The sequence below is a fragment of the Paenibacillus sp. GYB004 genome (assembly GCF_036577605.1).
GTDB lineage: Bacteria > Bacillota > Bacilli > Paenibacillales > NBRC-103111 > Paenibacillus_AB > Paenibacillus_AB oceani.
Window position 1 is genome coordinate 1 of sequence record NZ_JARBDB010000066.1, and the last position, 21,895, is coordinate 21,895.

The following is a 21,895-nucleotide window of genomic DNA, read 5'->3' on the forward strand; positions in this document are numbered from 1 at the left end:
CGATCAGATTCCCAATTCTGGAAACGAACTGCCTGCCCCTTCGGGGCAAGGGGAACAAGTATTGTGAAGGTTTTCACACCTTAATAATCTAAAAAAACTGTCTTGACATCTTGTAGCACCATATTTTTTTACATGGAAAGGCGGAGGATGCATTTTGGCAGGACCAACAAACCGAAGATGGCGACGAAAGATTACTCGAAAGGAAAAGCAGCAAAAATATTCAATCGATGAACGAATCTCGATTACGAAAGAGAACCAGAACGACTTTAACATCCTGATGGCATTGTATTTTTATCGGGCTTTATCGTCGGATCAACTATTTCGATTAGGTGTAACTAACATGAAAAAGAATACGCTTTGGAGCAAGATGGTTTATTTGACCGAACGTAAGGTGATCCAAAAGATTGTTGATGATGCGAAACCGTCAAGTTCACTTCACATTAAGTACAGGTACACCTTAACAGAGCTGGGATTAAAAATTATTTTACACTCGCTCGATATCCCTGTTTGGACCAAAGGAAAGGTGCGGCTTTACTATTCACTAAATGACCTGAAGATTCGGGCGCAAAAGAAACACCATTTCATGAGTGTGGACTGGGTATCGAGGTTGCAACAGAAGTTGAAGGCTGCAGGAATATATGCACCAGATTCGGAATGGAGGCGATATTACAACGGAGATCCCAACAATTTGGAGACCAGCTACAAACCTGATTGGATATTGTTTGAACCGAATATCGGAAACAAGACGATCATTGAAAACCAGCGATATGAACTGCACCCTTTTGTATACCCGCTTCCGGTTCGAGACGAACATTTGACAAGAGTGTATGAAAAAATCGGAGATGGTCGTACATGGAACTGGCGTTCGTTTTTTAAGCCGATGATGGTTTTGGAAATGGACACAGGTTCCATGAAACATAAAGAACTGGCTGTCAAATATCAGTCCATCTTAGAAACGATGGCTCGTGAAAAAGAATCATTTCCAAAGGTGCTGGTATTTGCTAATTATCTAGGCCGGTTAGGTTCAAAGATTGATAAATCGACAGGTGAGAATGTAATAAAGTCCATTCTTCCCAACAGTAGGAAACGACTCAGAAACACACGGCGGAACATTGTCGATGTTATGAGAAATGCGTTAATGAACGACGAGCTCACCGTGCTGCACAGTGACGAATACGAAACGATCCAGACCGCTGCGGACTTTGTCATTCATGGCCAACAATGGATAACCCATCTTGATATGAGCAACCTCGAAACTTTCCAGAAGTTGCTCAACATACATAATGCCCAGGATGGGAGAGATGCACGAATTTTTGACCCAAGAACTGCTGCGGGCAGAGAGTGGAAGGATATTACAGCTTATGGTCCGGGCATCCCGGATTTTTATATCGTTCAAGATGAGAAGCGGGGGAGCGGGAGCCGGTTCGATCGGTTTGAAGTCAAGGAGCTTGATTTCATATTTTTGGCTCGGAAGGGATGGGTGAACCCTTTGGCAAAAGCCGAGGAATATGCGAAATGGTTATCCAAAGGAGGAGAATGGGGGAACGTTTCAAGAGTAAGAGTCATTCTCCTATATCCCAACCGAGACGAGTTCATGGATGAAGTATTCCCTACAAACTTTTATTCAGACAATGTGTATTTTGTAAGTTTTGAAGAATTCCAGAAAACGAAAGTCTGGGGTTCAGTTATCAAAAGAGGTACCACCGATAAAAAAGGAATTCGTTGGATCGATTTGCAAAATAACGAGTCCGACATCCTGGAGGGGGGATATGATGAAGTCGCTCATGACCAAAGTGATTGATAGAATACGAGATTTTAATTTTCGCAAGTGGATCCCGATCATATTAGCCATATTGACCCACTTTATCGTTTTCATCACAATGGTTTCGGTCATTGTAATGACGAATTCCTTACTGTGGGGTAAATATGAGTTGTCTCGTACCGGGATAGCCGGAGATTTGCCATTTCCCTTAAAAGGAATGATATGGTTCTATTCGTCACCAAACGAATCGCATTTTTGGAAGGTAATGTTTTTTACTATATTTCCTATGGCGACATGGATATTGGGCACTAGAGTAAAGTTTTTAACAAAAACGTTGCGCCGTCGCAGTATCAGTTTTATCCTGTGCAGTGCTACGATTGTTCTGAGCATCTGTTACTATAGTTCGCTCTATATCATGCCGATAGGATTTGAACCACTCCTCGGGATACACGATCAATTCGAATCGATATACAAGGATCGACTCCATCGGGAGTCTGTGCAAATCATTGCAATGGTCGTGTTGCTAATTCCATACTTCATTGCCTTTATGGTGATTTCAAGAATAATCGGTCTTTTTCGTGATGATGAAGTGATACAAACATGGTTTGCTGAATATAAGTTTGAGCACAAATGGCTTGGAAGGTTTGGTGATGAGAAAGCAGGTACATTGCCCGATATCACGTTGGCAACACGAGTCGATACCGGGGTGCCGGCCATATTGACCGGGGACTCCCGGCAACTGGGCGTTACTCTTCTGGGTCCACCGGGGAGCGGGAAGACTTCCATGAAAATTATCAAAGCGTTCCGACAAGACATGGGACATTTGCAGAAAATGATAAACGATTTTCCACGTCTAGCCAAAAAGTATGGTGCGAACTCCGAGAAGTTCAAGCGGGCCTTGGCTAAATATTTGATCGGCACGATAATCATTGAGCCCGCAAAAGATTTATGTGATTCCGCATACGATGTAGCTTTGAAACATGGCATACCAGACGAGTTGATCATTTATTTGGATCCGAGCAGTGAGGATACACCTGGAATAAACGTTATGGTTGGTCCGTTATCTCAAGTTGCAGAAACCATTACGGCGGTTCTCGATGGCATGAGTGAGGTAAGTAACGAATTTTTCAGGCAAGCATGCCGGACCGTCTTAAAAATGTACATTTACCTGATAAAAATTAACCGCATTAACGATTGTGATTTGTTTGATCTCGATCGTATGTATCAAGACCCTCGGTTTACTATGGATTTAGTAATTGCGGTCGAGAAAACAATACCCAAAGACGAAGAAATCGCGAAAATGATGAAGGACCAGCAAATTTATTGGATGCTGGTGAAGCGCGTCATCCGCTGGTTTAAAAACGATGCCCTTGCTATCATGGTCGACCGGGACGGGATTATTCAAAAATTTCCGAGGGGGCACGAATACGAAGGACGCGAAATGATTATGGACAAGCAGAGCGAGTTCACTCGACAGACCCGGAACCTATTGTCGGACCTTATTATGAACCCATATCTGGCGCGTATTTTTATGAATGATCAGAATGTAGATATTGATCGCATCATGGCCAAAGGAGGAATTCTCCTCTGCAATACGGATAATGGATTGCTCGGAGACGTTTCTGATGCGTTTGGAAAGTTAGTCTTGATGACTGTTCAAAACTCGGTATTCCGAAGAACGGGAGACGAGAATACCAGAGCGTTGGTCAGCTTGTATGTGGATGAGGCTTATGATTACATGAACCTGCCATTCTTGAAACTTGCTAGTCAAGGACGTAAATACAAGATTGCACCATTTGTTGCTTATCAAACACTGTCGCAGTTTGCGCTTAAGTTCGGCGATAAATTCGTCGAGGCAACACTCGGCACAACCCGAAATTTAATTGTGTATGGCGGGGTAACCGATTTTGACGCAGAAAAACTAACCAAGTATTTCGGGAAGAAAAGTATGGACGTCATGGCAGTACGTGAGAGTATTACACCGGACAAGATGCAAAATCCGAACTATTCCTATTCCGAGAGCGTGACGCGGGAGGAAGTCGCTGTCGCCTCCGAGGACGATATTATGTTCAACCCCTTTAAGTTTTCATACTGCCGACTTGTTTACGATGGAAGCACGAAGAAGGCTTTCCTTGCGGAAGGCGACTTTATTGATAAGGGAGAGGCAGCGGAGTGGGAGGCAGCACTCGATCCGGAGGCTTTGGAATATTTTATGAGTTATTGGCGGATGGACATTGAGTTGAAGGAAGTTTCGGAAATCGAATCGCTCGTTGCGCCTGAAGACGGCGCAAAGGAAGTTCAGAAAATAACTGTGGAATTAGAGACTGAGTTCGTAGAGCACAAAAACCTGATATCGCGTTTTGTAGGGTTTTCAGAAGAGGAAGCGGGACCAAACAACATAAGGACACTACAACCAAACAAGGAGTTGCCTGCTTTTATTCAACAAAGACTCCTGGAGGAGGTTTCTGAACCTGAACTGCACGATGAACGACGTAAAGGAAATAGGGACGACAAATCTATGGATCAGTCTACGCTCACCACTGCTGTTCAAGAAGAGGAAGAAACGTTCTCGTTCTCTAAAAATATGACCAGCTTCATGAAGAAGACCCCGCCGGCTGCCGAACCCGTTATACAAAAAGTTGAACTCGATCATGGGCCCGAGAACAAGATGAGTAAATTAAAAGATGTTGCCGTTGATGAGGACGAGGACGCACAAGCATTTGTGCGAGCTGTCCAGTCCAAGTTAGAAGAATCCAATCAAGATAAGAAAAAGTGAAGATCGATTCCTCGAAACTCTAAAAAAAAGCTTGAATTCCAGAAACTGATCGTATATCTTTATTTATAAGTGAATATGATCGTAGCGAAGGACGCGTAAATAGCCTCTATTGGGGCTGTTTACGCGTCTTTTTTTTCGCTACACGTACGCAAATCTGAGGAGGCTGTGTGGATGAATCAGCACGTTTTAGAGATTTTGAGAGAATCGATGGTTCGGCGCTGGGTACAGCACGGGAAAGTGGAGCAAATCCGAACGGCCACGATCCGAGGAAAAAAAGAAGAACTCATCGTGATCAATTTTCAAAATACCAACCTGTACTGTAAAAAAGAAGACTTCTTAGATCGCGAAGTAGGTACGTTTAATGGTTTCCTGCATACACGGGTTCCGTTCATTGTAACGAACATTATGGAAGCGGAAGGCGTAGTCTTGGTTAGCCGGCGGGAGGCGATCCCGCGTATCGTTGATCAGTTCCTGGAAGTGACACGCCAAGGCGATAAGGTCCGGGGAGTTGTTACGGGCGTGCTCGACAGCAATTTGGTTTTTGTTGATGTGAGTGGCTTTCCTTGCATCATTCCAGCAAGTGAATGGGATGTCCGTAAAATTCGCAATCTACGCGAACAGCTGCCGGTCGGAACGGAAATCGAAGCAATCGTTCAAGAAATAAGGAAGGATGATCAATCGGCGCCGATCGAGCAGTCAGATGCGGCGGACGTGCAAGAAGAGGAGCAGGAGCTCGTAAAAAGTAAAGTGAGCAGCTCCCAGGAGTACGGATACCGAGTTATTCTCTCAAGACGGGCACTAGTCGTAGAAGGAAAAGGTCGTTTCTGGGATGAGATCGAAAATCATCACAATATCGGCGACAAGGTTAGCGTGAAGATTACGGGGAGAGCACCAGGCGCCAACAGTTATTTTTGCGAACTACCATCAGGGATCACCTTTATCGGAAACCTGAGCAAGTTTTTGAAGCAAAAATTCCACGACGGATTGCCGGCCGGCGTAGTAGCAACTGCGGAAATTACCCAAATTGAAAAATCGGTCAAGCGTGGGAGAGTCTTGATCTTCAGGCTGGAAGCTAACCACGCGGCCATGATGAACAATGCATACCGATTTATCTAACCGGCAGCAATCGGCGCCATTGCCGGTTGCGATCTGGAAGGCGAGGGACGGTTCGGTTCCATTTTTCGATGATCCGACATTCACGATTGAGATGTTGAAATGGAATCGAGAACCCGATACCACGTACGATGCGATTTACCATCGGGTACTCCGCGGTGAAATATCGAAGGAGGATATCGAAATTGCCATTACACTGGCAAGAGCCAAAGTGCTTACCGAAAAACAAATTCGATATTTGTACCGTAATGCGTTTCCGCAGGCACATAAGTTGGCTACTCGTTTAAGGTTTCTTCAGCGGATTGGTTGGTACGAAGGGTGGAGATTCGAAAGTCAGTTTAACGGAAGGGAGCATGTGTGGTCGATCGGAATCGCAGCCAAAAATTATTTGGGGTACGGTCTGGGGATGGAGGTACCCGATCCGATTCGCATCGCACAAACCATCCGGAACTGCTTGCCTTTCTGCGCCATTAACGAACTGCGTATCCGTCTGGTTGAAAAGGGAGTCCTGCAGCCAGACGGGTTTATGTGGTATCCGCCTTTGGCACCCAACTACGATTCGCCAATGGCTCTCATTCCCATACAAACGCCACTCGGCAAAATGGTGATGTATGTAGAGCGGCTGCAGCAAGATAAGAAGCCATCTAGGTTCATGGAGCGAAAGATCAAACAATATTTGCTTACTGTTCAGGAACAGGGAGCGCTGTTCAATCCGGTACCGAATAGTATGGATCCGATCTTGGTATGGAGCTGCGGTACCGAAGAAGCGATTCGAGAAATCGTGGGAGTCCAGAAACGTTTTCCAACCGAGTTCATGCAGCTCTTCATCGTAGATGAATTTATGGACAATCTCCGGGGGGCATGGAGAATTGCGATCCGCGGCGATGCTCCAGGTGATGTCAAAATAAAGCCGTTTGATATGGACTTTCTGTAAGGAGCCTCCTCATGAAAATAAGAGTAAACACGTTGTTTCTATTGTCCATATTGATAGCGGCAGTCGGACTTTCGATGTTTTTTATGCTCTTCCTCAAGGGGGAGAGTTTACTCCCGAAGGAGTTTGTCCTTTCACCGAAAGATGGGAAAAAGGTCGAGACATATACCGAGATTTCTCCGGACAACTTCAAACAGCTGTTCGAAGTGAAGGAAGTGCTTAAGGCCTCGGTAACCCCGAGTATGATTACGGTCGATCGAATGAAGGAGGTGTTAGAGAAAACGCTTGTTTCGCCGCTATATCCTGGAGAGTTTTTGACCACTCATCATGTGGCGGATTCCGTCCTTGTTCCTCAAGCGGACGAAATTGCTTATCCCATCCCGGATGACTGGTGGGAGGTCATTGACTGGACGGGGAGGATCGGCGACATCGGTCAAGTATGGCTGACGCCGTCGGAGTCGCTCCGGAAGTGGTACGAACAGCAGAAACAAAACTCTGCGAATGTGAAAGGCACAGTTACCCAAGACCCCCTCTTTTCAAACAAGGCTGAGATTAATATAACCGCAACGGCTGGAAGCTCCCAATCGTATGCTGTCGTACCCGACAAAGAAGAACGACCGCTAACGAAGCCTTTTTTCGAAAACGTGCGGGTCAGGTATGTGTTCGATTCAGCTAATAAGCAGATTCGAAACGCAGAAGGGATTAACGATCGGTCCGAGGGAACAGGGAAGCCGCAAAATGTAAAACTCTTTTTGTCGAAAAAGAAATATGCTGACTTGAAACAGGCAATCGAAGAAGGCTATAAACTGATTTTGGCCGTAGATAACGGGGTGGTAAGCAAATGAAGGTCGGGGTAATCGGCAAGACAAGTCGTATCGTATCTATCATTCAGCACATCAAGGGCATAACAGATACGCAGTTCTCTATGGACGGAAAAAACGTTGGAATATGCGACGTTCTCCTTCTTGACCATGTATCTGCCATCGAACTGGAGTCGTACTCGAACGAATATGCTAAGCATAACGTTGCGTTTATTGTGGACATCCGGAACGGACTCCGTAGCGATTACGAGAAAATCAAAGAGCTCTGTACGCTGAAAGGAATCCCGTTTTTGGTCGATCGTTCGGACCAAGGGATCCAAGAGGAGGTAGAGAAGTTCCTCTTCCCGCAGCGGTACGAGGGTCGCCTGCAACCTGCGCTATCATTAATTGCGTGCCACCGGAAGTCCGGCGTATGCCTTATTTCCGAAGCCCTTAGCGAACGGATCGCTCAGCGGACGAGCGCTCACATTGGGTTGGTTAAACTGGATCCGTACAATGTTACATCCCACTCGCAGGGTCTAAATCAATTGTACCGCGAGTTCGAGGCCGGCGGCCTTTCATCCGGACGAATTAAAGAACTTGCGGAAGCGAAGCGGGACAATTTGTTTTATATCGCCGGCAATCCCAAGATGGACTATGCCCGCGGGTTCCATCCGCACAAATTGGAGCAGATTTACGGATTGATCCAGGCTGCCTTTGATATAACGATCTTTATTGTATATCCGTATTGGGACAACTCTATGACTCTTGTCGCCTTGAAGCTAATCAAGCGCAAATACTTGATCGCGACATCGAAGCGGGAGGAGATGAAGGAATTCTACGCTTTTATTCCGCAGATCCGGTATCAGTTTGACCTCGATCTTCGCCATAACTCGTTCATTTACAATTTCGATGGGTATGGGAATGAGGCTAAGCTCTCGGTCAGCGATCATCTGCAGGCCGGCTGCGTTCTCCAGCTGCCTTATGTGCCTGGTCCGAATCCGATGGCCCAGAAATTCACCCAAACGGGCCTTCAGAGATTGGCCGAAACGATCGTAAACGACTACGGACTGCCGGTTATCGAGCAGCCTGAAAAGAAAACATGGCTGAATCGAATCACGGCCGGTCTGCAGGATAAGCAAGAAAAACGTTTGGGTTAACATGATCGAACCAACTAGTTCGGGAAGCCCCGGAAAACGGCGAACGGCCAGTAAAGGGGAGAGGAAGTAGTGGAAGTAGCGAAGGAATTGATCGAAAACGATATAAAAGAAATCCCTTTCGATGTCTTGGCGGACTACACGCGAGAGGGAAATGATGGCCAGACGGGTTTTCAAGGGCAAGGCTATGCGATGCAGAATTTCAAAAAAGCCATTGCGGTTGTCGACAGCTGGTTCGGTGATCGATTAAACAAGGCTAAAGATAATAAAGAGAAAAAGAAGTATGTAACGCAGACGCATCGTGCCTCGAAAGGCCATCCCGAGGAAGTAGAGGAAGTCAAAACCTTAATACGGCAACTTATAGATGAATACAAGCTTAACGATATCCAGCCCCCGGCAATTTACGAGAATTTGGTAGATGCTCTGTTTCACGAAACATGGGGGTTTGGGTGCGTAAGCGTTTGGATGGAAAAGTATCCTAATGTCGGCAAATGCCGGCTGAACGGAAAAGAGGTTAGGTATCGGAAACCGACCGATCGGATCCATCGAACGCATGAACAGTACGATAGCATCGAAGACGTGTACCGGCTCATTAATAACTTGACACGAAGTGAAGACGAGGCTGTCATGTCACGCGAAAAGCCCTATGCAGAGCTTAACTTGTATGACGGAACGCGAGTAGTCATCACGATCCCGCCTATGAGCAAACATCCGACCGTAGTCTTTCGACGAAATGTACTGGAGCAATTCACCCTGCAGCAACAGTCGGAATTGAAAACGATTGACAATGAAGGGATCCCGGTCTATCGGATGATTGCTCGCTGCGGGACGAAAATCATATTAACAGGTGAGCCTGGTACAGGTAAAAGTACATTCATATTATCCATGTTCGTAGAGACTCGCCCCGAGCTTATTACCGTACTGGCAGAAAATGCATGGGAACTAGATTTGAAGAAAAGGTTCCCGGATCGCGACATCACGGAATTTGTTGGGGACGATAAAACAATGGTTTCGATGGTCTTTCCCCGGACGTTACGTATGGACCCCCAAATTTATATTATAGGGGAAGTGCGGGAAGTTGAAGCTCCAATGTACAAAGAGGCGTGTGCAAACACACGTGGACTTGTTGCAACGAGCATGCATGAAAAAGATTCAACGAACGTCCCGGGAACCTTGGCTCGTAAGGAGCTTCGCCATACAGAAGGGCTCAATTATCGAGTTTCGTTGACCGACTATGCTAATCTGATTGACTTTGTTTTTGTTTTTGAAGTCGACGAAGACGGCGAGACGCTGCGGAATACTGAGATTGCCGAGATTCATTTCGATCCAACAGATCTGTCAGTTACGAGTAAAAAAATCATGTGGTTCGATGGGGAACAATGGTGTTGGAATGCGGATTTGCACCCGGCTCTGCAGCGCAATATGCGGAAGCGGGATCGGCCTGCATTTGAGGAGGGAATGGAAACTATCCGACGTCTTGCTGCAATTAGGCCAATTCCCGAAGAACTCCGCTCGAACACGTTAACATGGGGGGATAAAGGGTGACCCTCCTTGTTATCGATTTCTTTTCAAACAACTGGCTTCTCATTTCCGGCTCGCTGATTCTGATCGGAGCGGTTTTAGCCGCAGCAATTGTGTTTTTGCGGGCGATTCAGTTGCATCGCCAACACAAAGAATACCATCGTCGATTCGAAAGTCACGATCAGAGTATTGGTGCGAATGAAGAATTCAAAAATAGGGTTCTCCGATACGTATCGATGCATCTGCAAGTTTTGTTCAAAATGCCCGTATCTGCAGCGAAGCTGGGTACACTCATATTTCTTTTTCTCAGTGTCCTCATTGGCATCGTGACCGGAAACTATTTGTTCGATGTTTATGGAAAATGGGATGCGAATCTTCCGTATGATCAGGTCGGCATTGGTGCTTCGGTCATTATTGGGGTATGTGCATGTTTCTTCCCATTTTTGCTACTTCACGCAGTTCTTCAACAGCGAAGAGCCACGCTCAGTCATCATCTGTTGAAGTATACCGAAGACTTCGAAAAATACTATTTGCTGAAGCGGGATGCATATGCCGTCTTTAATGAGATGGTCGAGGAAGTAAAGGATACCGTTCTACGTAATATGACGTACAGCATGATCCAGGCTCTTCAATCCCGAAATCGTGCCAAGGCAGAACATGAAATTCAGTTGTTTGAGCATCAAATCGGAACCCGCTTCTGTGGAATCTTCTGCATCCTTCTGCGAGAATCGCTAGGGATGACAGTCGACAAGGATAGTAATCGTAGAGAGAACAAGGATATCCGGGTTGGGATTCGATCATTAATAGAAAAAATGCATGCCATCGAACGGGTAAATCATGAGGATATGCCCGACAAAAGAGAGATTTTTCAAATCGGACTAGCTACTTTCCCTTGCTTGTATGGAGTTAATTACATCACTAATGGAATCATGCTGGATGGGACAGCTAGAAAGTTTTTATACGAAGTGCCAATGCAGCTAAATCTATTCATTCTGGCCATCCTTCTCGGTTTTGCTGGATTTGCCGTTAACATACTGATCTCCAGGCGAAAATTTGATTTGTAGCGGCAGTATTTATGCAGAGATGCAGAACGATAACCTCAACTGCGAAAGGGGGGAGGCTTGATGCTTAGTATAGGCAGTTGGATTGAAATGAACTTATATAGCCTTTTACTTTACGGAGGTTTAGCGTTCATTATAGCATCCATCGTCACAATGTATTCCTCGATCGGTAGCGGGCAACGGCTACTCGCTTTTAATGAAATGCGAATATACGTTCGTTTGGAAGTCGAAGACAAAGCTTACCGGCTTGGCCGATGGTATGCTAGCGAATGGGCTGATCGCCAGCTTGCTTCAATGGGGATTCCAAGATGGTTCAATGCAGCACGATTAAAAATAGCCCGAGATGTTATTTGTTTATTCGTGCTGATTCTCATCTTTCTTAGATGGTTCATGTTAAGCGAAGTAGGGCTCTATTACCCGTTAATTTTGGTTCTAGCCTTATATTCGTCACTTTCACCTAATGAGCAATATCCATCTATTTTTAGTATTATCGTCGCTCCACTGGTTCAGCGTGTCCATAATTACCGGGTTGGTCGCGAAACATCAGTCCTGATACAACTGCTCCGAAACGAAGTAAGCGAAGCCCAGCAGCGGAGCGTTCTATCCGTAATCAGGCAGTATCAAAACTACTTCAAAATCCTGCGGGAGGACCTCCTTCTGCTTGAATACAGTTGGAGAAACCGCTCCCTCGCATTAAAACACTTCCGTGAGCGCTATCCGAACAATGCTGAAATTGAACTTATTTGTTCGGTATTGGACAAACTCGACGAAATTGGATATGAGGAAGCAGCCAAAACCCTACAAGAGAATGAAGAAACGTTGCTTGAGAAACAAACCGCCAACTACAAAACTAGACAAAAAGACATCAATCAGATTCTCGCTTTAGTAAATATAAGCGGGGTAGTTGCTGCAGCACTTTGGGGTGTTCTTGCGCTCTTTATGTGGGCATATTCTTTTGATATTAACTACTAGGAGGATTTACTAATGAATTGGACATGGCAGAAGATTTTGGGATTTGGTATTACAGCTTTACTTGTTATGACATTGATCTTTGCACCGGCGACAGGAATTATCTCGAAAATTACCACTTCTCATAACAATGCGAATCAGCGAGTGGATGATACTAATGCTGCGATCGCAAAACCTTAGTGATCTCAAAAATTACGTATTCTCATACCGAGGCTAATGAAACAAGTGGATGACATCTAATGCTGCGGCAGAAAAATAGTTCGATTGGAATGAAGTATTAAACATCAAATCCAGAACTCAGGCACCAAAGAATGTGAAGGGAGGGCGGAGTCCTCCCTTCATTAATGGGGGAATAGTTATGGGATTTGTTTATAAAATGATTCTCTATTTACTGATTGTAGGTCTAACCCTTGTCACAGTCATTCTAGATCATGCTGATACGAAAAACCAGATGTATGCCGAGATGGCTCTGACTGAAGCGATTTTAAAGGCGCCTCCTTACGGATATATCACGGACGAAATTCAAAACGAAGTGAAAGAATACCTTGAGGGTACCCGCGGGATGAAACGGGAAGATATTCAGTTTGAAGGAACACTAAGCATCTCTGAGCGCAAAGTAAAAGGAACTGGGGATGAGAAAATTGAGTTGCGAATCACATACCCCCGCACGATACTCATTTTCTTTGGTGGGGTCATTGATAAGCCTATCGTAAGCTATCGTTTTGTAAATACAGAGTATCGCACTCCTTAATCGACCGAGACGAGGTGGATACGATTTGAAGGTCGTATTCAAATTGATTGCATACATGATTGTTGTTGCTACCATCATCAAGGTAAATACAGAAGACCGGATGATCATGCTCGGAGAAGTCCGATCCTACGGAGCAGTAATCCTGGCGGCGCATGATGCTGCCGTTCTTAATAAATCAAGGGAAGCTGAAGGTTACGTTGTTTTTGATGAACCGGTTGGGACGGTAAAATTTCGAGAAAGTCTCGTTCATAATCTGGGACTTTATCCGGATATGACTCCGAATAACAACGCTATCTTTAGTGGCGAGATCAAAATAGTTGGTTTGTATTTTGTCGGTGACGATAAAGTTCCTCAAGATGCATTGGGGAGACCTATTTATCCATTCAATTTCGTTGCAAATGCATCTTACCGAGGAAGCGGTATAACGGTCCGGGAACAACTTTTCGGTCCAAGTGTTGTTGCCCTTATTGAAGTTCCATTGAATACGGAAAGCAAGCCAGTTCAACTTAAGACAGCTGTCTATAGATACTTGGATAAACGGCTATAGGTTACCGAAAGCAATCAAAAAAGAGTATGGAAGACGAATAATGGAAAGGGACGGGGGTAGTGCATAACCTATTAGGAGGGATTTTGTTATGAAGTGGGTTCAGATCAGTGGTTTAGCACTGATGCATGAGTTCAAGCTCGAAGGTGACGAGACAACGATACTTCGGGTGATATGCGAAAGAAGCGATTTGACACTGAAGATGCGTGAGATTTTCGGACCGAATGTTGAAATTGTAACGTTTGACAAATAGACGAACACCCCACTGGGAACGAGGCCGCTGAAAAAGTCCGTCTCTTATAAATAGGTACAGTCCTTCAAGAAAGTTGAAGAGGCTGTACCTTTTTTTGCTGTATAATTGAGTCATCACGAAAAGCGGGTGAGAGCGAATGATTCGGCAACAACAAACCTTAGTTCTGAGTCCTTATGCGGTAAGCGTCTAACAAGAAGGTGTATTCCAATCGAATCTAGAAATTGAGACAATTCCGTTAGAGTAGTCGTTGGAGTTTTTCGACTCTAGCCATAACAGTGCCGCGAAAGCCGAATTGGCGTTTAATTTTTCGATCATTATAATATTTAGATAGACATCATAATACCGACAAAATATTACATTTAAGTTAGTTCCAATGGTATGTATACCTGATAATACAAATTATGTATATTACAAGTAGATAGATGGCCATCTATTAATTATAAGTAGGAGTTGAGAGTAGTGAAAAATAGTAGATATAAGCCTCTAAAGGCAGTTGCAATAACATCATTGTTGGCCTGCATGATAAGTCCTACAGTAATTGCTTCTGATTATACTGAAGGGCGCTCATATACATGGTCGCCATACTATAATACAAGTTCTGCAAACTATAATTATCTCGTTGGCAGCAATACTTTTTATTTTGACCAAGCAGGAATTGACGAACATGAAGATGCTTGGTATTTTACTTCAGAAATTCAAAATATGAATGATGATGGTTTGGGGTATTACTCTCAAACCACAAATATACCTAACCCTAGTTTTGATTATGACGACGATGATAATGATGGTTATGAGGAAGAACTAGAAGTTACTGAAACAACTATTGGCACAGATATGGTGGCAAACACCAATTACTATCATTACGGATACTGGGAGAATAAAACAAGTTCATCTATTCCGGGTGGATCCCTTCACTTTATTGCACAACGATCTGCTTGGAATCCTTTTAATGGCGAGTTTGAAACAGTTACGTATGATTTTTTAGAGCAAGTGGAATACGGGGCTGTCCCGGCTAGTTTGATGTCAATTAACAATTCGAGTAGTACAGTAACCAACTCGAATGTTGCTGAAAAGAAAAGGGTAACTGCATCTAAAATCACAAATAAATCAGAGTTGGAAGATACAAAATTAAAACAACAAAAGTTCGTTAAGGATGTTAAGAGAAACAACAAGATAATAACGAAATCACTCGAAGCAACAGTAACTTTTAACGCTCCTATTTCTGTAGAAAAAGTTGAGAATATATTGGAAAAATCTAATTCAAATTTAAGAGATTACGAAATTAAATGGGTAAACGGTAACGGACAATGGGTTACCGGCCACGCTAAAAAGCTTGAACCTAAAGTACGAGAGATAATCGAAAAAGGGCTCCTAGATAGTGGAAAGGAACAAGACCTTCGTTACGAAGGGATTACAAGTGCAAGAATTGAATTAAGCCTAGATGAATATGAAAAATTAACTACCAATGAACATATTCTGTTCGTTGATATAAGTGAATCAATTATTAAGGCTGAGCAAGGTGCCGATACAGACGTTCAAGTTCCGGATTTAGCATGGAAAATAAATGATTTAAAATAATTTGTTGAAGGATTCTCAGAGAGGAAAAACTTTCTGAGAATCCCTTATATTGAATTCAATTTCACTAATTCATGGAGGGATACATGCGGAAAATAATAATTGGTTGGATTATTGTTACTGGTTGTTATTTCATTGTTCTTATGTTTCTATCAAAATTTATTTCTACGGTTACTGGAACCAACATTGTCGATAATAAAGCTACATGGGTGGATATATTGTCTGGATTAATGTTGATAGTGATTCCATACATTTTGGGAGGGATGTATTCAAGAGCAGTGTTTGAGAATTCAGTAAAAGGAGCATTTTATGTAAGCTTAATTCCTGTTTTTGCAGAAAAAATACTTATTTTTCTAATTGGTAGGCGACTTGTAGGTATCGGAGCTGATGCCGGAAGTAGTACAATTATGACCCCACATAATATATTTCAATTTATACAGAATGAAGCAGCACCATATTATTCAATTTACTATCTTGCTTTTGGCCTTCTAAGCATTCCACTTTGTGTTGCGATTGCGAAAATACCACCTAATAATAAGAAAAGAAATAAAAGTCCAACTAATACGGACCACAGATTTCCATAACAATTTATTTATTTTTATTGTCGTGGCTTGGACGTGCCGAGGGACATGAATATACATTTATAATGTTGTTGGCTATAAATCCACGATAACACTAAACAAAACTAGAATCTGATTTATTGCTAGATGATACACTATGCGGAAGTTGAGTTAACGATGCCTAGTTTTGCACAGTCAATCATGCTAAACGGATACGTTAGTAGCCAGGGGATTCTAGGGCTTTTATCCAGTATAGCTGGTTTTATAGTAGAGCAGTCTAATACTCTTTTTAAAGTTGAAATAAAAGTTCACCATATAAGATGAACTCATGAACTCAACACCGACCAAACCGGGTAATAGATAGAGAAAGCACCGGAAAGGGGGTTGGAAAATGACACATCAAGAAGAAATATCCATGATCCAGAGAGCCATGCGAGAAACCCATAACACACGGCTATACGAACGTTATTTGGCCGTCCGACTTCTGCTGAAAGAGACCGTAGTGGATGACGTCGAGCAACTTCGCCTAGCGGCGGATCCGGATGCACGTGTGGGGCATAAGAGCGCAGACTCTGCTTTCTTTGGATACAAAACACATCTGGCGATGACTGAGGAACAGGCGAGAAGAATGACGGCAAACAGTTGCAGACGCTTATCGAAAAGAGCAAAGCAGCCGGCATGCAGGTCAAAACCGTCATTGGTGATACCGCTTACTCCGAAAAGGATAACATTTCGTACACGAATAACAATGAGATTGAACTGGCAGCCAAGCTCAATCCACTCATCACGCAAGGCGGCCGCAAGAAAGAGGACGAGTTTTTGTTCAACAAAGATTCCGGCATGTACGTATGCCCGGCTGGCCAAATGGCTATCCGTAAAGCTCGTCAAGGCAAGAAAGGCGTCGGTAAAAACCAAGTGGACACCTATTACTTTGATGTGGAGCGATGCAAACGCTGTCCGCTCAAGGAGGGCTGCTACAAAGAAGGCGCCAAAAGCAAGAGCTATTCCGTAAGTATTAAATCGGATGAACACACGGAACAGATGGCATTCCAAGAGACGGGATACTTTAAGGAAAAATCCAAGGAACGCTACAAAATTGAAGCAAAGAACAGCGAACTCAAACATGGACACGGGTATGATGTAGCCACATCCTCGGGTCTGCTTGGCATGGAGATGCAAGGAGCAATGACCATATTCGCTGTAAATCTTAAGCGGATATTGAAACTGATCGATTGAAACACAAAGCGAGTAGACCCATTTAAACCACAAAAAAGCGTAAGTTCTTCAGCGGCCTCGGGAACAGTCGGGGTTTTTTCATATAATTCTAGGAGTCGGCCATAGGAAACCGTAACATTGCTGTTGTCCTACTATTGGAAGGATGTAGGCGCTGCGGAGCCGGCTTAGTTCGCTCATGCACAGCCTGCCGGAAGTTGACTGGTTCTTGCGCCTGATCTCCATTTGCCCAGTACGATTCGCAGCGGCTCCTTTTCTTTCAGAGAGGTTTTTGCCACGATAAGCCAACCTCTCACTTCAATAAAAATAGCGAATCCGGGCAAGGGTAAGTTTAATTTCTCTTTTTTTTATGCCCATAATCTCATGCTCGTGACGACTCCCCATACCTAAAGGCAAGGGCTTCTCAGATCATCGAGACTGGCAACCTCGTCTCTCCTTGAAGGCTCCGTCCGAGCCTAGATGTTGTTGTGGTTACGATACTAAGGCACGTTGTAGTATATTTTTCGCCGCGTTCTCGTCTCGATCTGCCGTATAGCCGCAATGATCACAACGATGGATGCGCACAGACAACGCCTTTTTCACAATTTCACCGCATCTGGAACATTGCTGAGACGTATTTCGAGGATCAACCTGAACAACTACCCGACCGGCGCTCTCAGCCTTGTACGTGGTGAATTGAACAAGCTGGCTCCAGCCCGCATCTGCAATGCTTTTGGCAAGGTGATGATTTTTGACCAACCCTTGAATGTTGAGGTTTTCGAAAGCGATGAGACCGTATCGGTTCACCAGCTCCTTGGATACTTTGTGGGCATGATCTTTTCGACTGTTAGCAACCTTTTCATGAAGTTTTGCCAGCACCTGAACGGACTTCTTTCTTCGGTTCGATCCGCGCTGTTTGCGCGATACGGATCGTTGCAACTGTTTCAGCTTTTGTTCGTTGTGACGCAGCTGCTTTGGCGCTTCATAGGTTTCCCCTTTTGATGTGACGGCTAGATATTTCAAGCCGAGGTCAACGCCCACTTGATCGGTTGAGGAAGGCAATAGCCGCCCCTCCATTTCGCAAGAGAAACAAGCGTAGTATTTCCCATTCTTCACGGTGATCGTACAAGTTTTGATTTTTCCCAGCGGCTGCCGATGAAGTCTGATCCTCACATCTCCAATTTTAGACAACCGAATTTTGTTTCCGACAAGAGTATGTCCACCTTGCGGGTATGTGAATGAATCCTATCGCTGTTCCGGCTTGAATCGAGGGAATCCTGGCGCTTCTCCGTTTTTGACGCGGCGAAAGAAAGCCTGAAACGCTTTGTCAAGGCGCCTGGCGACATCCTGTAGGACCTGGGAATGGACTTGTTTAAGTGCAGGTATTTGCTGTTTTCGCTCATGGAACGTATTCGCCTGATCGTAGTAATTCAAGGATTTACCTGCTGATCGGTACGCCAATATTCACTCCTCCAGCAATCGATTATATAGCAAACGGCATCTTTCAAGCGTAAAGTGGATCACCCGTTTCTGCTCGCGTGTTGGGTATAGGCGATATTTAAAAGCGACGAGCATTCCGATTCACCTACCTTTCTTTTTGGGACTCGAACTATTGCTTCACTGTTTATAACGACGCGCTTCCTACCGTGGCTACGATCGCTGTGACAAAGATACCTCAAGAAAATGATACCATTTCTATTCGATTATTTGTACGCATCTATTGTCAGATACTCGAGACGACTAAAGCCATCCGAAGAGCCTTTCATCCCCATAGTTGAAACAAGGGGGGGGGATTCGTCGATCGCTGTGCGGTCAAGTGAAACAGAGGACTTGTGTGTTCCCTCTTAACTTGCTGCGGTGACATAAACTCCAATGAATGCGTCAGGATTAGGAATGTAATTACAATTGTTGTTCCAAAACAAAATAACTTATGCTATGATTATGTTTGGAATTAGGGGTTTAACTGTTCCATTATTGTGAGTGCTGACCATTATGGGGACGACTTATTCAAAAAAAGAATCTATTAAATTGCGAAGGACGCACATACCCATTGCGGTATAAGTACGTCCTTTTTTGGTTTCTGATTTTCATTAGACGGAGGTCGGTTTATTGTGAGGAAACCTTTTGTGGTGCTCGGAACTGTCATGGCGTTGGCTGTTTTACCCTCCTATACAAGCACTGCATCCAATACAAAATTTACGGACGTGGAAGGTCACTGGTTTAGTGAATCTGTTGCTAATGCCACCACGAAGGGCTATGTCGATGGTTACGAGGATGGCTCGTTCCGGCCAGACTTGGAAGTAAGTCGGGCGGAATTTGTTAAAATGGTCGTATCATTCAATAAACTTCCTGTAGAGCGAAGCGGGTCTGGGGAATGGTTTGATCCATACATTAAAACAGCGATTGATAGCGGCATACTTTCGAACTCCGATTTCGCGCAACAGGATGTACACACCCCAATTTCACGTGTTGAAATGGCGAAAATATCCTTGCGCGCGGTGAAATCGGATTTTAAGAACAAGCCAATCGATGATGCAACCTCCATGATCGAAGCAACGCAACTGGGGCTTGTACAAGGATTGGCCTACGGGGAGTTATCTCCGAAAGGACAAACGACTCGAGCGCAATCCGTAACCATTGTGGAACGGATCCTTACAGCGAAAGCGGGAGGTCAACTGCAAGTTGATCAAATAGCTGTCGTGAATGCGTGGCTGGCCAAAGATCGGACTAATATGTTTACGAAGGCGCCTGAAATATTTGGGGGGGAACAGAGGATTGCGCTGAGCTCCGGGAATATGTCGCTTATTACGCCTGACGGTAATTATAAATCGACGGTGGACCAGATCGTTGTTATTGATTTGGCAGACCAGTTGGACCCCAATCTACACTTGCTTGGTGATGTCGAGACGCTAAAATGGTTTAACCAATCCAGTCAGGATTCCAGTCCGTTAATTCGGAATTTTCGGAATAGCTATATACTGTATTTCAAGGGCACCGTTGATTACAATAAGGACACGACCAAATACGATGAGTCTATTAAAACGGTCTTACCTGTCATAAAAGGTTTTGCGGGGAATGTTTCCGAACTGCAAGAAGGCAAATTAAGCCAACCTGCGGTTGTTTTTCGGAATTATATCGGCGATGTTCCGGCGATTATTGTCCCTAAAACCGGCTATACCTTGGCCAATACAATAACGATGGGAATCATAGCTCCTGAAATCATGCCCTATAAGCAGCCGTTCACAAAGACGATTCTTTCCATCGATGCGCCAAAGATAGATACGCCACCGACAGCAGAACAGCTGAAGCTAAACGATGATGTTCAAAAAAGGATGAAAGAACTTGAGGAGCTTGCGAAGAAGCAGCTCGAAGCACAAAAAAAATGAGGATAATAACTTAAAAACCAGGGGGAAAACGATGAAGAAATCTCTTTTTGACCGTAACTATAAAAAAGCCGGGGCTGCATTGCTGCTAATAGGGGGAGGGATCGCTTTGTTCAAAAAGTCGGCAATCGTTACTGCTTTTGCGGCTGTGCTGGCGAGTGGATCTGTTAGCGCAGCAAATCCGATTACTTTTTCCGATTTGAACGGTCATTGGTCGAGCGAATCGGTAGCTGCTGCAATTGAAAAAGGATACGTGGACGGTTACGAAGACCAGACGTTCCGGCCTGATGTTGAAGTAAGCCGCGCAGAATTTATTAAAATGATCGTGGCTTCCAGCAAGCTGCCGGTTAAGGCTCCGGTCGAAAATGAAGAATGGTATTTGCCTTTTTATAACGCGGCAGTTAGCAAAGGAATTGTTACAAATGGTGATTTCCCAAAAGATAAACTGAATGTGGCGATTTCCCGGGCTGATATGGCCAAACTTTCTCTTCGGGCATCGAATGAAAAGCTGCTTAGCAAAGAGCTGGTTGATGGAGAGGCTATGTACGAGTCTACTAAAACGGGTCTTATTCAGGGAATGGATGATCGGGGAACCTTGGCTCCTGAAGGGCAAACGACGCGTGCGCAGTCTGTTACGATCATTCAGCGTGTTCTAGACTTGCATTCAGGTAAAGCACTTGCCACGGATAAATATGCAATTTCTCAAGCAGAGATAGAGTGGCACAAGACAAATATATTTACAATGTTGCCACAATATTTCTTAAAAGGGTATCTTCTTACTGGAAAGAAGTTAGACGTTAGTAAACTCCGTTACGAGGGAGAAAATGGTTACTCCGAGGTTGAGAAGTATGTAGTAATTGACCTTGATGACCCGAACGATCCCAACCGGGGTTTGATTCCTGAGAATGTTCAGTGGAGACTAGGCGGGGGCATTAACGGTCCAATTAATGAATGGCCTACGGATGCGTATGCCTTGATCTCTGTTAATCGACTAGTTGTTAATTCTCCTACTGATGTTGAAACTTTCAGAGCAAGTGGTATATATGCTAGTTTTAGCGGACAATCCGAAGAACTTAAAGCTGCAGGTAAACCGTGGAAATTGGGCTACTTTAGTGAATATTATCCTAAGTATAGAGCTATTTATCAGGCATCAGTTTTTGATGTAAAAGCTGGATATAATGATATCCGTTATATTTACGGGCAGTTTATTCCTAAAGGCGTTTTGACTGCTCCTGATGGGCAGAATAATATGGTCCTTTATAACAGGTCAGCAACTGAGCTGGGACAGCCTAGCAGTAGTATTGCAGTTTACGGATCTCCGGTAGATTATTCCTTGGTTAAGGAGTGATAATGCTTGAAAAAATATTTCGGTATTTTCATGGCATTATTAATTATAATCACTCCCACTATAAAGTAATGTTTTCTCCTGTTTTCTCGCTCATTCTTAGTTTTTCAACTTTGACAACCTATGTCCGCTGGAGGAAGATTGAAAGAGATGTAAATATTTCTGCATGGGCTGTGGCGGGA

General features: G+C 44.2%; 19 protein-coding genes and 1 pseudogene. 18 read left to right on the forward strand and 2 right to left on the reverse strand.

What is annotated here, in order from left to right; all coding sequences use genetic code 11:
* The first annotated feature begins 154 nt into the window (after positions 1 to 154).
* The 16 genes and pseudogenes from PV433_RS29950 to PV433_RS30025 all read left to right on the forward strand — a co-directional run.
* Positions 155 to 1,801 carry a hypothetical protein gene (locus PV433_RS29950; RefSeq protein WP_332075659.1) on the forward strand — a complete coding sequence of 549 codons (1,647 nt, stop codon included), beginning with the start codon at positions 155 to 157 and terminating at the stop codon, positions 1,799 to 1,801.
* On the forward strand, positions 1,770 to 4,538 hold the full coding sequence (locus PV433_RS29955) for a TraM recognition domain-containing protein (protein ID WP_332075660.1): 2,769 nt from the start codon (positions 1,770 to 1,772) through the stop codon (positions 4,536 to 4,538). The genes PV433_RS29950 and PV433_RS29955 overlap by 32 nt, the downstream gene beginning before the upstream one ends.
* A gap of 171 nt (positions 4,539 to 4,709) precedes the next feature.
* Entirely contained in the window at positions 4,710 to 5,654 is a 945-nt protein-coding gene (locus PV433_RS29960; RefSeq protein WP_332075661.1) for a hypothetical protein, read from the forward strand.
* Positions 5,655 to 5,745: 91 nt separating this feature from the next.
* A complete protein-coding gene (locus PV433_RS29965) occupies positions 5,746 to 6,585 on the forward strand; it encodes a hypothetical protein (RefSeq protein ID WP_332075662.1) in 840 nt (279 codons plus the stop codon).
* Between the two features lie 239 nt (positions 6,586 to 6,824).
* On the forward strand, positions 6,825 to 7,427 hold the full coding sequence (locus PV433_RS29970; RefSeq protein ID WP_332075663.1) for a hypothetical protein: 603 nt from the start codon (positions 6,825 to 6,827) through the stop codon (positions 7,425 to 7,427).
* The gene (locus PV433_RS29975) at positions 7,424 to 8,542 is read left to right on the forward strand and encodes a hypothetical protein (protein ID WP_332075664.1); all 1,119 of its coding nucleotides are present in this window, start codon (positions 7,424 to 7,426) and stop codon (positions 8,540 to 8,542) included. The genes PV433_RS29970 and PV433_RS29975 overlap by 4 nt, the downstream gene beginning before the upstream one ends.
* A 69-nt stretch (positions 8,543 to 8,611) precedes the next feature.
* On the forward strand, positions 8,612 to 10,084 hold the full coding sequence (locus PV433_RS29980) for an ATPase, T2SS/T4P/T4SS family (protein WP_332075665.1): 1,473 nt from the start codon (positions 8,612 to 8,614) through the stop codon (positions 10,082 to 10,084).
* Positions 10,081 to 11,124 carry a hypothetical protein gene (locus PV433_RS29985; protein ID WP_332075666.1) on the forward strand — a complete coding sequence of 348 codons (1,044 nt, stop codon included), beginning with the start codon at positions 10,081 to 10,083 and terminating at the stop codon, positions 11,122 to 11,124. The genes PV433_RS29980 and PV433_RS29985 overlap by 4 nt, the downstream gene beginning before the upstream one ends.
* 60 nt (positions 11,125 to 11,184) lie before the next feature.
* Positions 11,185 to 12,093, forward strand: a complete 909-nt coding sequence (locus PV433_RS29990; RefSeq protein ID WP_332075667.1) for a hypothetical protein — start codon at positions 11,185 to 11,187, stop codon at positions 12,091 to 12,093.
* 12 nt (positions 12,094 to 12,105) lie between these two features.
* Positions 12,106 to 12,270: a hypothetical protein gene (locus PV433_RS29995; RefSeq protein ID WP_332075668.1), complete on the forward strand. Its 165-nt coding sequence runs from the start codon at positions 12,106 to 12,108 to the stop codon at positions 12,268 to 12,270.
* 178 nt (positions 12,271 to 12,448) lie between these two features.
* The gene (locus PV433_RS30000; protein WP_332075669.1) at positions 12,449 to 12,841 is read left to right on the forward strand and encodes a hypothetical protein; all 393 of its coding nucleotides are present in this window, start codon (positions 12,449 to 12,451) and stop codon (positions 12,839 to 12,841) included.
* A 25-nt stretch (positions 12,842 to 12,866) separates the two neighbouring features.
* Positions 12,867 to 13,388 carry a hypothetical protein gene (locus PV433_RS30005; protein WP_332075670.1) on the forward strand — a complete coding sequence of 174 codons (522 nt, stop codon included), beginning with the start codon at positions 12,867 to 12,869 and terminating at the stop codon, positions 13,386 to 13,388.
* A gap of 88 nt (positions 13,389 to 13,476) precedes the next feature.
* Positions 13,477 to 13,638, forward strand: coding sequence for a hypothetical protein (locus PV433_RS30010; RefSeq protein WP_332075671.1), 162 nt, complete (start codon positions 13,477 to 13,479; stop codon positions 13,636 to 13,638).
* Positions 13,639 to 14,097: 459 nt separating this feature from the next.
* Complete coding sequence (locus tag PV433_RS30015) at positions 14,098 to 15,216, forward strand: hypothetical protein (protein ID WP_332075672.1); 1,119 nt, start codon at positions 14,098 to 14,100, stop codon at positions 15,214 to 15,216.
* Between the two features lie 83 nt (positions 15,217 to 15,299).
* Positions 15,300 to 15,797, forward strand: a complete 498-nt coding sequence (locus PV433_RS30020) for a hypothetical protein (protein WP_332075673.1) — start codon at positions 15,300 to 15,302, stop codon at positions 15,795 to 15,797.
* 460 nt (positions 15,798 to 16,257) lie between these two features.
* A pseudogene (locus PV433_RS30025) lies at positions 16,258 to 17,009 on the forward strand (transposase); the annotation flags it as partial.
* A gap of 468 nt (positions 17,010 to 17,477) precedes the next feature.
* On the opposite strand, the gene PV433_RS30030 reads toward PV433_RS30025, so the two are convergent.
* Positions 17,478 to 18,182, reverse strand: a complete 705-nt coding sequence (locus tag PV433_RS30030; RefSeq protein ID WP_332075676.1) for an RNA-guided endonuclease InsQ/TnpB family protein — start codon at positions 18,180 to 18,182, stop codon at positions 17,478 to 17,480.
* A 267-nt stretch (positions 18,183 to 18,449) separates the two neighbouring features.
* On the reverse strand, positions 18,450 to 18,560 hold the full coding sequence (locus tag PV433_RS34255) for a helix-turn-helix domain-containing protein (RefSeq protein WP_442951588.1): 111 nt from the start codon (positions 18,558 to 18,560) through the stop codon (positions 18,450 to 18,452).
* Positions 18,561 to 19,096: 536 nt separating this feature from the next.
* Between PV433_RS34255 and PV433_RS30035 the strand changes: the two genes are divergently transcribed.
* Together PV433_RS30035 and PV433_RS30040 are read left to right on the forward strand one after the other, a co-directional pair.
* Positions 19,097 to 20,371 carry an S-layer homology domain-containing protein gene (locus PV433_RS30035; protein WP_332075674.1) on the forward strand — a complete coding sequence of 425 codons (1,275 nt, stop codon included), beginning with the start codon at positions 19,097 to 19,099 and terminating at the stop codon, positions 20,369 to 20,371.
* Between the two features lie 31 nt (positions 20,372 to 20,402).
* On the forward strand, positions 20,403 to 21,716 hold the full coding sequence (locus PV433_RS30040) for an S-layer homology domain-containing protein (protein WP_332075675.1): 1,314 nt from the start codon (positions 20,403 to 20,405) through the stop codon (positions 21,714 to 21,716).
* Positions 21,717 to 21,895 lie beyond the last annotated feature (179 nt).

What these genes read in the sequence shown, in the direction of transcription:
- PV433_RS30000 (WP_332075669.1), top strand. Translation starts at nt 12,449, where the DNA reads ATGGGATTTGTTTATAAAATGATTCTCTATTTACTGATTGTAGGTCTA.
- PV433_RS29955 (WP_332075660.1), top strand. Translation starts at nt 1,770, where the DNA reads ATGATGAAGTCGCTCATGACCAAAGTGATTGATAGAATACGAGATTTT.
- PV433_RS29975 (WP_332075664.1), top strand. Translation starts at nt 7,424, where the DNA reads ATGAAGGTCGGGGTAATCGGCAAGACAAGTCGTATCGTATCTATCATT.
- PV433_RS29990 (WP_332075667.1), top strand. Translation starts at nt 11,185, where the DNA reads ATGCTTAGTATAGGCAGTTGGATTGAAATGAACTTATATAGCCTTTTA.
- PV433_RS29965 (WP_332075662.1), top strand. Translation starts at nt 5,746, where the DNA reads ATGTTGAAATGGAATCGAGAACCCGATACCACGTACGATGCGATTTAC.
- PV433_RS34255 (WP_442951588.1), bottom strand. Translation starts at nt 18,560, where the DNA reads ATGCTCGTCGCTTTTAAATATCGCCTATACCCAACACGCGAGCAGAAA.
- PV433_RS29960 (WP_332075661.1), top strand. Translation starts at nt 4,710, where the DNA reads ATGAATCAGCACGTTTTAGAGATTTTGAGAGAATCGATGGTTCGGCGC.
- PV433_RS30040 (WP_332075675.1), top strand. Translation starts at nt 20,403, where the DNA reads ATGAAGAAATCTCTTTTTGACCGTAACTATAAAAAAGCCGGGGCTGCA.
- PV433_RS29970 (WP_332075663.1), top strand. Translation starts at nt 6,825, where the DNA reads ATGATTACGGTCGATCGAATGAAGGAGGTGTTAGAGAAAACGCTTGTT.
- PV433_RS30020 (WP_332075673.1), top strand. Translation starts at nt 15,300, where the DNA reads ATGCGGAAAATAATAATTGGTTGGATTATTGTTACTGGTTGTTATTTC.
- PV433_RS29995 (WP_332075668.1), top strand. Translation starts at nt 12,106, where the DNA reads ATGAATTGGACATGGCAGAAGATTTTGGGATTTGGTATTACAGCTTTA.
- PV433_RS30010 (WP_332075671.1), top strand. Translation starts at nt 13,477, where the DNA reads ATGAAGTGGGTTCAGATCAGTGGTTTAGCACTGATGCATGAGTTCAAG.